9 protein-coding genes are annotated in these 13,977 nt (G+C 46.0%); 4 read left to right on the top strand and 5 right to left on the bottom strand.

The window, feature by feature from the left end:
- Positions 1–22: 22 nt before the first annotated feature.
- The 3 genes from K9J17_09895 to K9J17_09885 all read right to left on the bottom strand — a co-directional run bounded on the left by K9J17_09895 (position 23) and on the right by K9J17_09885 (position 4,840).
- Entirely contained in the window at positions 23–1,267 is a 1,245-nt protein-coding gene (locus tag K9J17_09895) for an alkaline phosphatase family protein (GenBank protein ID MCF8277037.1), read from the bottom strand.
- A gap of 103 nt (positions 1,268–1,370) precedes the next feature.
- Entirely contained in the window at positions 1,371–4,379 is a 3,009-nt protein-coding gene (locus K9J17_09890) for a TonB-dependent receptor (GenBank protein MCF8277036.1), read from the bottom strand.
- Entirely contained in the window at positions 4,379–4,840 is a 462-nt protein-coding gene (locus K9J17_09885) for a hypothetical protein (GenBank protein ID MCF8277035.1), read from the bottom strand. Before K9J17_09885 ends, K9J17_09890 begins: the two co-directional genes overlap by 1 nt.
- Before the next feature lie 271 nt (positions 4,841–5,111).
- Here K9J17_09885 and K9J17_09880 point away from each other — a divergent pair, with 271 nt between their 5' ends.
- Positions 5,112–6,752: a lysophospholipid acyltransferase family protein gene (locus K9J17_09880; protein MCF8277034.1), complete on the top strand. Its 1,641-nt coding sequence runs from the start codon at positions 5,112–5,114 to the stop codon at positions 6,750–6,752.
- Between the two features lies 1 nt (position 6,753).
- Entirely contained in the window at positions 6,754–7,512 is a 759-nt protein-coding gene (locus K9J17_09875; protein MCF8277033.1) for a 1-acyl-sn-glycerol-3-phosphate acyltransferase, read from the top strand.
- On the opposite strand, the gene K9J17_09870 is transcribed toward K9J17_09875, so the two are convergent.
- Together K9J17_09870 and K9J17_09865 are read right to left on the bottom strand one after the other, a co-directional pair.
- On the bottom strand, positions 7,496–8,785 hold the full coding sequence (locus tag K9J17_09870) for a metallophosphoesterase family protein (protein ID MCF8277032.1): 1,290 nt from the start codon (positions 8,783–8,785) through the stop codon (positions 7,496–7,498). The genes K9J17_09875 and K9J17_09870 overlap by 17 nt on opposite strands.
- Positions 8,782–9,579 carry a hypothetical protein gene (locus K9J17_09865; protein MCF8277031.1) on the bottom strand — a complete coding sequence of 266 codons (798 nt, stop codon included), beginning with the start codon at positions 9,577–9,579 and terminating at the stop codon, positions 8,782–8,784. Before K9J17_09865 ends, K9J17_09870 begins: the two co-directional genes overlap by 4 nt.
- Before the next feature lie 116 nt (positions 9,580–9,695).
- On the opposite strand from K9J17_09865, the gene K9J17_09860 reads away from it, so the two are divergent.
- Both K9J17_09860 and K9J17_09855 read left to right on the top strand, forming a co-directional pair.
- Positions 9,696–11,294 (top strand): metallophosphoesterase, encoded by a 1,599-nt coding sequence (locus tag K9J17_09860; protein ID MCF8277030.1) that lies wholly within the window; start codon positions 9,696–9,698, stop codon positions 11,292–11,294.
- Positions 11,295–11,422: 128 nt separating this feature from the next.
- A complete protein-coding gene (locus tag K9J17_09855; GenBank protein MCF8277029.1) occupies positions 11,423–13,753 on the top strand; it encodes a choice-of-anchor I family protein in 2,331 nt (776 codons plus the stop codon).
- Positions 13,754–13,977: the final 224 nt, after the last annotated feature.

Genomic DNA, 13,977 nt, shown 5'->3' with positions numbered 1-13,977 from the left:
CCGAAAAATTACCGTTTGTAATCTATTTCTTTATGATTCTACGAGTTGAAACCTTTGAGTTATCGGATATTCTTAGCGAATAAATACCGGAGTTTAGGCCTGTAATATCCATTGGCAGCAGATTCTGCATTCCTACCGAACGTTTTTCAGCACCTGTACGAATCACTTTTCCAGAGACATCGATAATTGACCAATTGAAATCTCCCAGGTCAACTTCATTGCCGACAAGCAACGTGAACAGACCTTCGTTAGGGTTTGGGTAAATTCCGAAATCGAAATCAGCATTTTCAGTTTCCTCAACATATGTGCTGTAACCCAACCAAGATTGCCCATCAAGATCCCATTCAGTTACCGTTTCGGGATCAACTCCTTCTGGTCCAAGTAAGTGATCTAGAGCTGTTACACCTATATCCACCAAAAGTGGAGCATCTCTGTAATCAGCAGGGTCTGGGTTTAAATCTATTGTGTACTCACCAAGTACGGATGTCGGAAGGTCAACGGTTATTTGTGCATGCGGGACACTCGGTCCTGCAGCTACCCACCATATTTCGCGCTCTGCACGTGTAGGTCCACCATGACCTGTTCCAATTCCACCATGATCTGTGGTCATTAGCACCAACCAATCTTCATTGGCATAATTGGACCGGTTTTTCAATCCATTCAAAATTCTTCTGATCTGCCCATCGATGTATTCAATTTGGGCCATGTAAGGAGCAACTGTTGGGCTGAATCCATTTCCATGTCCCTGTGCGTCCACGTCATCAATATGGATGAAGAGTACATCTAGATCCGGGTCGAGCAATTGTGTCAAGGCCACCGCTTCCACGGCATCATCCGTTGGAGGATTGATCGAAGCATCCCATCCGTTGTTGTACACAGCACCTCCAATAGAAACATCACACATGGGTGTCCAACTCGAAATCTCAACGGCTTTCAACGTTGGAATATGTTCTTTAGCACGTGTAACGAAGTATGGATAATCGTTGAAATGACTTCCTGTGTAGCTGTTGTTTGTCACGCCATGCTTGTCGCTCCAAACACCCGTCAACATATTAGACCAAGAAGGTCCGCTGACCGTTATGTCCACGTGCCAAGATGTGTAAGTGTAAAGTCCAACAGAAGTGAGGCTGTCCCACGTTGGTGTGTTGGCCTGCTGCAATGCGTCAGAACGTACGCCATCAACTCCGATGAACAGTACTTTTTTCTCCTGTGCCTGAAGGCTGGAAATCAGGGTTATCGATAAAATTGTAAGTAGAAATTGCTTCATTGATCTATGATTGTCTGTGGTTTCAGTTGTGCGAAACTATGCTCGCAGTATGTCCTTGTTCTATACTCAACGTTAAATTTTTGATTTTGCAAAAACCTTAACATCAGAGGCTGAATTTCACCCCTACCAGTGCCCGAACATCATAGTATTCCACTTGCACGGGGCGATCCCTATTTCCACGATAGAGACGGTAAGGCCAGTTGAGTAGGTTGTTCGCTTCGCCAAAGACTGTCCAATGCTTTTTGAAGTTGTAGGAAAGTGAAAAATCCATGCTCAGGAAATCGTCCATGAATACATCAAAATCCGTGTTGTCGTGGAGGAGAATTGGATTCCCTTCGGCATCCGCAACAGCGGCCAAGTTCATTTCGTAGAGGTAAGCGCCTTTGTAGTTCAGCGCCAGCCTTGCATTCACCCCATGTTTCTCGTAGAAAAGAGCCGCGTTGAAAAGATGTTCAGCCTGACGTGGAAGCGGCTGTGCTTTGGTTCTTCCTGGCACGCGCATCTCGGAATGGATGTAAGTATAATTTCCATTGAAGCCGAAACCGCTCAGAAATCCTGGAAGGAAATCGAACCTACGATTGAACGAAGCTTCCACCCCAACCACGTAGGAATTGTCTGCATTTCTGAAACTCTTGTAAATGATGCCCGTGCGCTGATCCACATCGGCTGTGATGGTGGCAAAAATGTGGTCGGTCACGTATTTATAAAACACACCAGCGGATATCATTCCGATGTTTCCGAAATAGTATTCGCCCATCAGGTCGAAGTTCCAACTGTAGCTTGGTTTCAGGTTCCGATTACCGATGTTGTACTCCAAATTGGTGTAATCCTTCACGGGAGAACCCGGTTTGGTTTCGTTGAAGTTCGGCCTGCGTAACGACCGTGTGGCCGCCAATCGAATGTTGGCCTTGTCTCCCAATCGATACGTAAAATGCAGCATCGGCAAGACCGAAAGGTATTTGGTGGTCGATGTGGTCTCAATCACAGGAACGTGATACACGGCTATGGCATCGCGATACGAAAGGAAGTTTGCAGCCAACGTATCGTTGTAAACAGAGATGTAAACCTCATTTTCCATTCCTGGAATACCGATATAACGATTGGCCACAAAACCCATGTACGCGGTATCGGCAGTCATGCTGAGATAGGTCTGCTCCAAGCGCAACCCACCCGTTATCTGCAACTTATTCTTGAACACGTTCCAGTCAGCCATGGCATATCCAGCAACCACCTGTTCATCATATCTGTACTTGCTGCCGATCCATTCCTCGTATTGCGGATGGTTGGAATTCATCTCAATCCCGCGGATTGAATCATCCATCACCGAATAGAAATCCGCCAATTGACCATTGGTCAGAAATGGAAAGAAATTGTCCTCGTAGTTGGAACCGAGTTCCTGCAAGAAGCCACCATTGGTGTTCAACGCTTCGTTGTCGAACTGCGTCAAGCGAATGGCGTTTGTGGTAACTAGAAAGTTCTGGTCCCATTCGTAGAGACTGAGTTCGCGGAAACCCTGTTTCCAGCGGTATTTTCCGCCCGCTTTCAGTGTCAGATTTCCGCGCACATTCCACGTAAGATCGAGCTGTCCCACAATCGGGTCGCGCTCCCAAGTGGTATTCAATTCACTATACGCATCATTGAAAATGAATTGGTCAGCCGTGATGCTGTCAGTGTATTGAGGCTGGATATTATTCGGGTCATCACCTCCGCCACCCGGATAGTCATCTCCAATTAGTTTGATACGCCACGCTCCAGGCGTATTTGGCGAAACCTGCTCGCCTGTTTCTGGATCAATGAATATCTGATCGGTGAAATTGACCTGAAAGCGCTTGAATTCCACCACGTTGTATCCATTGCGGCTGTCGCCACGCTCAAATGGAACAGGGCCGTAGCCGAAGCGATTGTGATAGCTCGAAACCTTGTATTCGAGGTTCCATTTGGGATGCAATTTGTAATTCCCACCTACCTCACCTCCGAAAAGCGTGGACTCCATGATGTCGTGGATGTTCTGAAATGAAATGGTCTGACCCGCGCCTTCGGCCCAATTGTAGCGCGTTTTGCGATGGTGTTCGTTATCGGTCATCCGCCCGAAGACCCCTTTCACAAAGATTTTTGATTGATCGTTGAGATTGTATTCTGCCGAAGCATTTGCCCCAATTGTTTGCCGCGTTCCGATGTAATCGCGCAGCTCCAAACGGTTGACACCGTGGTTGTAATTACTTCCATAAACCACCTCGTAATTATCCGTTCCGTAACTACGGTTGTAATACATCCCATTGATTATGTAGCCAAACCGCTTGTTCTTGGAGCGGTCGCCCCACAGCACCGAAGCGTTCACAGCAGGTCCCATCGACTGGAAATTCATCCCGCCCGAAAGACTTGCCGTCAGGGTTCTTTGGCGAGGGGCGGTACGCGAGATGAAATTGAGGCTACCACCGATCGCATCACCTTCCTGATCGGGTGTCAATGCTTTTGAAAGAATGATGTATTCGATGAGGTCGGTCGGGATGACATCGAAAGACAGTGTACGCGAATTGGCATTCTCATCTGCCACGGGCAATCGGTTTCCGTTGATAAGTGAGGCGCTCCAATCGGTAGGCGTACCACGGATTGACACGTAGCGGCCTTCGCCTTGGTCGCGCTCAATTGCAACTGCGGGTACGCGCTGAATTGCTTCAGCAACATTTCGGTCTGGAAGTTTTCCAACTCCGTCCGAAGCAATCACATTCACAATTCGTGGGGAGGTTTTGGTCATGTTGAAAGCCTTTGCCTCAGTTCCTCTAAAATCGCCCTCGATCACTACCTCACCGAGTTGCTTACCCTGACTCAACTTTAGTTCACCAACGTTATTCTCACCTTCGGTTACTTCAATCTTCTTTTCAAACTTTTCGTAGCCAATGAACGAGACCAGCAATGTTTGGCTTCCCTTCGGAGAATTGTTGATGGTAAAACGTCCTTCCATATCCGTGGTCGCTCCAGTAGAAGTTCCCTGAATGATAATGTTTGCACCTGGCAGTGGGCCAGTTTCGTCCACAATTTTCCCTTTGATGGAGTTTTGAGCGAACACGTCATTTCCCCAAATAAATAGGAAAATAGAAAGGATGTTTTTCATTAATGCTTGCAGTTGAGGTCTGAGCGGTAGATTCCGCGAGGATGAATGCGTTTTGCTTCGTCAATAAATCGAAGAGAAATTTCCGGTCTCCGATTACGTGAGGCTTGCAGTACAACACGGTGAAGGAATTCATCTCCAATTACGAAGGATTCCATTTCAGGATGGTCTTTCATTCGCTGACCAAGCTGAGTATATTGGTCTAAAAACAAATTCCAAAGACTGTCGCTGTTCGTCTTCCTGATTATCTGAAGGGTTTCTGAAAGTTCATCCACATCAGCCTGATAGACGTTGATCAACGAACTGTCAACTACCGCGGTCCAAGCAGGTTGAAACGATGCGATTTTCTTGATATACCAAGGACCAAATGCCAATGTAGGCTTCTCTTCAATATTCTCCTGCTGCGCAATGGTGTCCATTGCCATAAAAGCCATCATCAATAAGAATAAAAAGCCGCTTTTCATCAGGAACGCGAAGAACGTGACGTGATCTCACAAGGAGTTTAAGGAATCATTAAACGGATATTAATTGAACGGTTGGGGTGAAAGCAACGTGGACAGGACTAACAATTGACTGACATTCGCTTCGAATAGTTTGGAACAGGACGTTTTAATGGTCGGTTTAGAATTTTTTCCATTCAAATAATGATATCAGCATGAGAACCTAAGGATAATGTTCCGTTCAAATTCATGAGAACGGGAAAGACGAGATTTGTTCTAATACCAAACTCCGTAGATGGCCTTTCCTGCTCAGCAAGCACTTTCAGAACATGACTTGGACATGACTGAATTCGTCCGTTCGTTCTTAGATGTTTCGCGGATATCGTTGAAAATAGAAGAGAAAGATCTCTCTCGGATTCCGACCGTTGGCCCCGGTATTTTGGTGGTGAATTGTCTCTTCGGTCCAGTTGACCCGATATTATTGCTAGATGCAATTTCTTCCGTCAGACATGACGTCAAGGTCTTGAGTTCCTACGACTTTTCCTCCTATGGAGAGTTAAAAGATCATATCGTACCATTTGATATGGATAAAAGCGAAGATGCGTTGATCGATTCGATTCAGAAATTGATCGAAATGAATCAATTGGTTGTCGTATTCCCGGCAAAGCAAGGGACGATCAGTCGAATAACGGCCAACATGGCCATAGATAAGCGTTGGCATCCAAAACTGATGCGTGTTCTATTTCGAATCGATCAATCAATTCAGCCGATACATGTAGGTACAGAATCGCTTATAGGTCTGATTCATTCTAAGACATTTTCGTTCGATAGGATGACAGCTTTTTTTCAGGATCTGAACTCGAAAGAGAAGCACGTGCGCTTGAGGGTTGGAAATCCGATCGGAACTAAGCTGAAAGCACGTTTTACTCGCCCCGAAGACTATGCCCGATTCGTTAGAGCAAAACTGTACAGTCTTGGAAGTAAGATCGATGTGAATTCGTTCTTCAGTTTTACGAGTGCTGATTTCGGGACGGCTCTTCAAGAACCTTTAGCGGAAGCCATCGACCCGAATTTTATTGAACTGGAGTTGAATGCGCTGAATCCGTCCAATTGCCTGATCAAGCAGGCTCAATTCAAGGTTTTTCTTGCATCCGCAAGCCAGATTCCCAAGTCGCTGAAAGAAATTGGTCGGCTTCGCGAAATCACCTTCAGGACGGTTGGTGAAGGATCCGGAGACTCTTTAGACCTTGATGAATACGATATGTATTATCATCAATTGATCTTATGGGATCAAGAAAACAAGAAGATTGCTGGAGGATACCGGATCGGATTCGGTCACGAGATAATGGAGCTTTACGGCAAACGCGGATTCTATCTTCATTCGTTGTTCAAATTCCGAAAGCCTCTGAATAAAGTGTTGGAGCAATCAATCGAGCTTGGACGTTCTTACGTTACGCCAGAATATCAAAAAGCCAGGCTGCCATTGTTCCTTCTTTGGAAAGGAATTTTGGTCGTGCTTTTACAGAATCTGGGTTATCGATATTTGATCGGCCCAGTAAGTATCAGCAACGAATATTCTAGTTTTTCAAGGCAGTTGATCGTTGAGTTTATCAAGAAACATTACTGGAATGAAAAGTTGGCGAAACACGTGAAACCAAGAAAGGTCTTTGCCCCGCCATGCCGAGATCTGGATATTGATGCCATCATCAATATTATGAGCCCAGAAGTAAGTGAACTGGACAAGATCATTGAAGAAGTGGAACCGAAAAACTTCAAACTTCCCGTTCTTGTTAAGAAATACATCAAACAGGAAGCGAAGATCATCGGGTTCAACCTCGACCCGAAATTTTCGAATGTGCTGGACGGGCTAATTGTGCTTGATATGATGGACATCCCAGCTGAAACCTTGGAGAATTTGAACCGAGAACTCCATTGATTTGAACACAATAAGAGGATTTTATCGGTTTTTTGGATTTCTTTTTCTCACCTCCACCTGCATAGCGGAAATCCTGTTCAGAGGTCTTGTTCAAGGTAAGGACATTGAGCGCGCCATTGGCCTCAGAAGGCAGCTTTCCATTAGACTTGTACACTTTTTGAACGTGAAGTGCGATGTGAGCGGGCAAGTTCCGCAAAAAGGAACACTCGGTGTGACTAACCATCGTTCATACCTCGATTCCATCTCTATATTTCAGCATTTGGATGCTTGTCCAGTGGTGAAAGCTGAAGTGAAAAAATGGCCTATCATGGGTTTTGGACTCGTGCATTCAGGAACGGTTTTCGTGGATCGAAAAAGTAAGGAAAGTCGCATGGAAACTAGGAAACAGATCGCTGAATTCGTGAGAAGTGGAATCTCCACCATCGTTTTCGTAGAAGGCACCACCTACGTTGGGCCTGAGACAGGCGAATTCCGTCCCGGAACCTTTATGACAGCCGTGGAAGGTGGGTTTGAGGTCGTTCCAATCGCCATTGAGTTTGAACATCAGGATGTGGCTTGGGTGGGATCAGACACCTTCCTTCCACATTTCCTGAAGATATTCGGAAAGTATGCAGAAATAAAAGTGAAAGTAGCATTTGGCCCAGCACAGAAATACGATGAATGGGAGCCACTTCGCGATGAATGCCACACATGGATCAACACGAAATTGCTGGAAATGCGGGCGGAGTTTGATCTAGCGACAACTACTTTACAATCGTAAAGTAGTCGTCCACTTTCCCTTCATTATTGATGAATTTGAGTTCGAAGCGGTTCTCCGTGATCTCGAATGCGCAGGAACCCAATTCGTTCAGCGAAAAGATCATCGCTTCGTGAAGTTCCTTCTCAAAACCCGAAATCTTTCCTGACGAACCAGCCGTCATGTAAACCATTCCTTTTCCTTCGAGGTCGGCTGTTTTGAGGTATGCTCCATCGCCATCTTCTCTGCCGTTGCCGCTTCCGTTCGAAACGGTGTGCTTCTGCTTATCAAAGGAATCGGAATCTCCGTAATGTCCATTCAACATGTACGAACGCTCATAGGTATGGCTGTGTCCAGAGAAGATGGCATCCACGCCATGTTGTTCCAGCAGCGGCAGAAAATTCTCCCGCATTTCTATCAAGCGGTCTTCCTTATCTGAATTGTGCGATCCCATTGAATAAGCAGGGTGGTGCCAGAACACGATGAGCCACTTGGCCGTGTTGTTCGCTAGATCACTTTCTAGCCACTTGTACATCGTTCCACCAACCGCACGGTCAGACTGATGCGAATCAAGCGAAATGAAATGCGCATTGCCGTAATTGAACGAATAATAGGCTTCCGTTCCAGAGGCAACGCCACCGCATTCGGCCTGTGTCGGAAAATGGAAGATGTCATAGTACGGCCCTGATTGTGTGGCTGACTTGGCGGACGCCCCATCGTGATTTCCAATGCACGACCACGCGATGGTGTTCTTCAATCTGTTCTCATACATATTCTCAAAAATGGCCTTCTGATATTCCTTGTCGGTTCCGATGTTGTACGCATTATCACCCAAAAACAAGATCATGTCTGTTGGCTCGTTGCCGATGAAGCTGTAGTACGCATCGCGCACGGCACGTTGATCGTCATTGGCCGTCCCACAATCGCCCAAAACCCAACCGTTGATGGTTTCTGAAGTTCCTGTTTCAGGATGTGTTCGGAAATAGAGATCCTCACTTCGGGTAAAAAGGACTTCTTCGCCTGTAACCACTTCGTAATAATATCTGGTATTGGGCTGCAGGTTTGTGATGGTGATTTCGTGGTTGGTGTCAGCTTTTTCTGTTCTTGACTTCTGATCGAGCTCATTGGGACTTACCCCATATTTGACCAAGGCCGCGACCGCAGCATCCGTTCTAAAACAGACAGTCACCTTATCTGTATAGCCACTTTGTAGATAAGGTCCACGGATGATCTTTGCTGATTGCGCGAACACATTCAGTGAAATACCGAGACAGAGGATCAGGTTGAAAATTCTCATAATCGTTGTTTGAGTTGGTTTATGCGTTCTGTGAGTTTGGCGATGGCACCGAGGTTATGAAACCGGATGGGAAGCGAAGCAATGGCGTTCTCGGCATCTACCAAGGCCTGAACAGCCTCTAAGGACTTTTGTTCTAACAGAAACAATTCCGCCCTTTCCACCATCAATCGTTCTTTTCTGGAAAGTGGTTCCATCATTCGGTTCAAGATGAGGTGTGCGGCTTCGAAATTGCCTCTGCCTTTTTCAATATCATAGAGTTTCATCTCCAGAGAAACGATATTACCGAGTTTTTCCCTACCACGGTTCAAAACGTCAATTGCATTCTTAAAATCTGAAGAATCCAGTTTCAAGTAGAGGTCGCTCAATTCCACATAATCCTGTGGCCGGGCGTTTTCAGATCTTCGGATCACATATTCGAAATCTTCAATGGCTTTATCCAACTCATTTTTGGCCTCAAAAAGCTGTGCGCGCACGTGAATTCCCTTTAAGTGGTCGGGCTCCATTTTCAAAAACTGGGAAACGGATCTCAGTCCAGCATCAACTTGGTTCAACGTCAAATGGGCCTCAGCTTTCAGAACGAAAACAGTTGAGCTATCGAAGCCATTCTCAATTGCGAAGTGATAGTCCAGCAACGCACTGTCTGGTTGTTCGTGTTGTGCGTAGAGTTCGCCACGCTGCATGTAAAGAAGCCAATTGGTCGGCTCCGCTTTGATGGCCGCGGTTTTCTCTGCAATGCGAACACTCAGATCGCCATGTGGCAAAAGAAGGAGTGCGTTGAGGAGAATTGCGAGCATGGTGGCAAAGATAGATGCAGGTGAAGTTGCCCTAAGGTTAATTTGTAATTAAGGATTGCCCGAGCTTATCCGTTTTGCGTTGAGTCTGCTAATATTTGCTGCTTCAATTCCATTCCATGAGAAAGCTGTTGTTTGTTTTTTGCGCTACCATTATCGGTGTTTCCGCCTTTGCCCAATCGACTTTGGTGCGTGGACCTTACTTGAATATTGGAACTCCGGAAAGCATGGTTGTGCGTTGGAGAACCACTGGTTCTGAAGTAGGTCAGGTTATTTACGGAACGGATATGAATAACCTTTCGGATACGATCAATGAGCCAAGCGGAACTACGGAACACGAGGTGAACATCATAGGTTTGGCGGCAGACACCAAGTATTTCTATTCCATTGGAGTGGATGGTGCAGCTTATACAACATCAACCCCTGATTTTTATTTCAAGACATCACCGGAACATGGAACGGATCAGCCGATTCGTATTTGGGCCATCGGTGATTTCGGAAACGGAAGTCAAGCACAGTTCGATGTGAAAACAGGATATACCGAGCATTTCGGAAACACACACACGGATGTTTGGATGTGGCTTGGAGACAACGCTTACGGAGACGGGACCGATCAGGAGTATCAGGAAAAAGTGTTTGAAGTTTATCCTGAAGTGTTGCGAAATTCGGTGGTCTGGCCCTGCCCGGGAAACCATGATTACGGCAGCGTTGACGTATTCAATAATGGGCCGTATTACGATATTCTCACGCTTCCGACCAACGGTGAGGCAGGCGGTGTGCCAAGTGGTGAAGAGGGTTATTTTTCGTTCGATTACGGGAACATCCACTTTCTGTCGTTGAACACAGAGTATTTGCTTTACATCGCCACATCCGGAACGTCTTTCCAAGATTGGTTGGAGCAGGACCTACAGAACACCACGGCCGATTGGATCATCGCCTTCTTTCACCAGCCTGCCTACTCCAAGGGAACACATGATTCTGATGATGCGTTCAGTCGGCCATACTTCATGCGCCAGAATGTGACACCGATTCTGGAAGAGTATGGAGTTGATATGATTTTGAACGGACACAGCCACAGTTACGAGCGCTCTTACCTGATCCATGGTCATTACGGAACTTCGGATACTTGGGATCCATCTACCATGCTGATCGATGGGACAAACGGCAATCCGAACGATGGAAACGGTTATCAGAAATATTATGATGGCGATGACCCGAATCTGGGAGCTGTGTATGCGGTGGTCGGTTGTAGCGGTCAGAAAGGAAGCGGCAACAGCGATCTGGACCACCCTGTCATGTACATGTCAACAGAGGATTATCATGGTTCAATGGTAATTGATGTGAATGGCTGGGAACTCAACGCCAAGTTCATTGACACGACAGGAACGGTATTGGATGAATTCGTGATCCTGAAATCGGCAAGCCCTTCCGGAGTTCATGGGTATGATGACACAGACCGCGCACAGATGAAGGTTTTCCCGAATCCGTTCAAAGAAGACTTCACCATTGAGTTTGAGTTGCAAAAGCCTGAGGAGGTTGGTCTTCGCATTATGGATGTGAAAGGAAACGTGATTCAAGAATTCACCTCAAAAGCATACACTTCAGGCAAACACCAGTTCAACTATTCGCCAGAGGTGATTCCGGCCAATGGAATCTACATCGTAGAGCTTCAGACCGCCAATAATTTGAGTGTGAAACGTCTTGTACGGATGGAGTGATCAACATGGATTCACTTTCGGTTTACACAATCTTCACACATCAACACCTTCCTTAATCCAACCTTAAAGAAGAAGTAGGTTTAAGGGTTTCTTGTCGAGATATGTTTGCGCAAAACATATCCTACAACATGAAAAAACCTTTACTACTCTTATCTGCTATTGTCGCGTCAACTGCAACGTGGGCACAGGTGACGCTGACTCCGATCGGCAGCTACCACACAGGAATCTTTGGTGAATCTGCCACCGAGATCATGGCCTATAACGCTGAAGATGAGCGTGTCTATTCCACCAATGGGTCAACCAACGCCATTGATATTATCGACCTTTCGGATCCGACCAACCCGACCTTGGATTTCTCCATCGATATGAGTAGTTATGGTTCTGGTGTGAACAGCGTTTATTTTAAGAACGGTTACTTGGTGGGAGCAGTCGAAGCTAACGACCCTCAGGCAAATGGCTCGGCTGTATTCTTCGAAGCAGATGGAACTTTCGTAGTAGCGTTGACTGTTGGCGCCATGCCCGATATGGTCATGTTCTCTCCTGATGGAACCAAAGTTCTAACAGCCAACGAAGGTGAGCCGAATGATGCTTACACGGTTGATCCGCTAGGGTCGGTAAGTATCATCGATGTATCTGGCGGTGTTGCCAACCTGCAACAATCGGATGTGACCACGTTGGATTTCACTGCATTCAATGCACCGGCTATCATCGACCCTAACATTCGCATTTTCGGTAACGATGGGCTTTCATCGGTTGCGCAGGATCTTGAGCCGGAATACATCACTGTTCTGCCTGATGGACAAACGGCCATTGTTGTGCTTCAAGAAAACAACGCGGTTGCAGCAATTGATCTCACAAACAATACCATCATCGGCCTCAAAGGACTTGGTTTTAAGGATTACAATGCGGCAGGAAATTCAATTGATGCCAGTAATCAGGATGCTGGCGTGAACATCCAGAACTGGCCCGTTTACGGAATGTATCAGCCTGATGCGATTGACTCATATACATACAACGGTTTGCCGTTTATTGTAAGTGCCAACGAAGGCGATTCGAGAGATTATAGCGGTTATTCAGAAGAAGAGCGCGTAGCTGGCTTGACGCTCGATGCAACTGCATTTCCAGATGCAGCCACGCTTCAACAGAACACCAATCTTGGTCGTTTGAATGTTACAACCAGTTTAGGAGATGACGGAAACGATGGAGATCACGAAGCTCTTTATTCTTACGGTGCACGTTCGTTCTCGATTTGGGATGGAACAGGAAACCTTGTTTACGATAGCGGAAACGATTTCGAGACCTTCATTTCGAATTATGATGCAGCTAATTTCAACTCAAACAACGATGATAATACATCATTCGATTCGCGAAGCGATGATAAAGGTCCAGAGCCTGAAGCATTGAAAGTGGTAAGCATGATGGGAAAAACCTACGCATTCATCGGTCTAGAAAGACAAGGTGGAGTAATGGTTTATGACATCACCGACCCGAATAACGTGTCATTCGAGTCATATGGAACCGATCGTAATTTCGCAGAAACGGAAGGAACACCAGCTGCTGGTGGTCTTGGGCCAGAGGATATCGATTTCATCCCTGCGGGAGAAAGCCCAACAGGTTTTCCATTGCTTCTTGTATCAAACGAAGTGAGCGGAAGCATTTCGGTTTATAGCGTAGGCGGATTGCCAGAAGCTGCTCCATTGGTCATCACAGAGATCATGTACAATTCTCCTGAAATTGACACGGATAGCTTGGAGTTTGTAGAGATCTTTAACCCAATGCCAAACGATGTAGATCTATCGGGCTACTTTTTCCGTCAAGGTTTTGACTTCCGTTTCCCTCAGGGTGCTAGCATTTCTGCTAATGGATTTATGCTTGTCGCAGTGGACACTGTCGCCTTCCAGAACGCGTTCGGATTGAGTGCTTATGCGTGGTCTTCCAACGATGCGTTATCTAATGGTGGTGAAGACATCGTTCTTGCTGCACCATCAGGTGCCGTTGCCGATTCGGTAGATTATAATGACGCTGCTCCTTGGCCAACTGAACCAGATGGCGATGGTTATTCGCTCGTTCTATGTGATCCACTTGTGGACAACAACGATGGAGCGAATTGGAGCATTCCAACTACAAGTCCAACGGGAATAATAATCGAAGGGAACGAGGTATTTGCCAACCCAGGGGCGGCCGAAACGTGTGTCACGGTTGATATCAAAGAAGAGATCATTACAACCATTGCGAAGCTTTATCCAAATCCGAACAATGGAGATTTCGTTTTGGAGTTTACTGAATTGGATGGCACGGCAAAAGCTTCCATTTATAGTGCAACGGGGCAGTTGATCAAGACTTTTCAAGTGACCAATGCGGGTCAATTCGCGGTTTCCGAGACCCTTTCAGCAGGTATTTACCTAGTGAAAATTGAAATGGGCGATAATATTTCTTCGCAACGTTTTGTGGTGAAATAAGCCACGTTAGGATTGCAACTCTGGTTGGTGGGGGGAGGGAAACCTTCCCCCACTTTTTTTTCAGTTCAAACATTAGAGATTTTTACTTTTCAGTTTAATGTTAATTGTATCTATTGATGTAGTTAAATTTCCTGTTTAGAAACCTGTTTTTCACAAGGTTTCAATGATGATTTCCAAGCTGCAGAGTTCCATTTTAAGACAAGTTTGAACAAGGATCTGAGATA

Source organism: Flavobacteriales bacterium, assembly GCA_021739695.1.
In the GTDB taxonomy this organism is placed as follows: domain Bacteria; phylum Bacteroidota; class Bacteroidia; order UBA10329; family UBA10329; genus UBA10329.
Note: the sequence above shows the minus strand (reverse complement) of the source record. Positions and strands in the feature narration are given on the sequence as shown.

Bases quoted from the DNA above. Each gene is read 5' to 3' on its own strand.
- K9J17_09895 (MCF8277037.1), bottom strand. From the start codon at position 1,267: ATGAAGCAATTTCTACTTACAATTTTATCGATAACCCTGATTTCCAGC.
- K9J17_09890 (MCF8277036.1), bottom strand. From the start codon at position 4,379: ATGAAAAACATCCTTTCTATTTTCCTATTTATTTGGGGAAATGACGTG.
- K9J17_09885 (MCF8277035.1), bottom strand. From the start codon at position 4,840: ATGAAAAGCGGCTTTTTATTCTTATTGATGATGGCTTTTATGGCAATG.
- K9J17_09880 (MCF8277034.1), top strand. From the start codon at position 5,112: ATGGCCTTTCCTGCTCAGCAAGCACTTTCAGAACATGACTTGGACATG.
- K9J17_09870 (MCF8277032.1), bottom strand. From the start codon at position 8,785: ATGAGAATTTTCAACCTGATCCTCTGTCTCGGTATTTCACTGAATGTG.
- K9J17_09865 (MCF8277031.1), bottom strand. From the start codon at position 9,579: ATGCTCGCAATTCTCCTCAACGCACTCCTTCTTTTGCCACATGGCGAT.
- K9J17_09860 (MCF8277030.1), top strand. From the start codon at position 9,696: ATGAGAAAGCTGTTGTTTGTTTTTTGCGCTACCATTATCGGTGTTTCC.
- K9J17_09855 (MCF8277029.1), top strand. From the start codon at position 11,423: ATGAAAAAACCTTTACTACTCTTATCTGCTATTGTCGCGTCAACTGCA.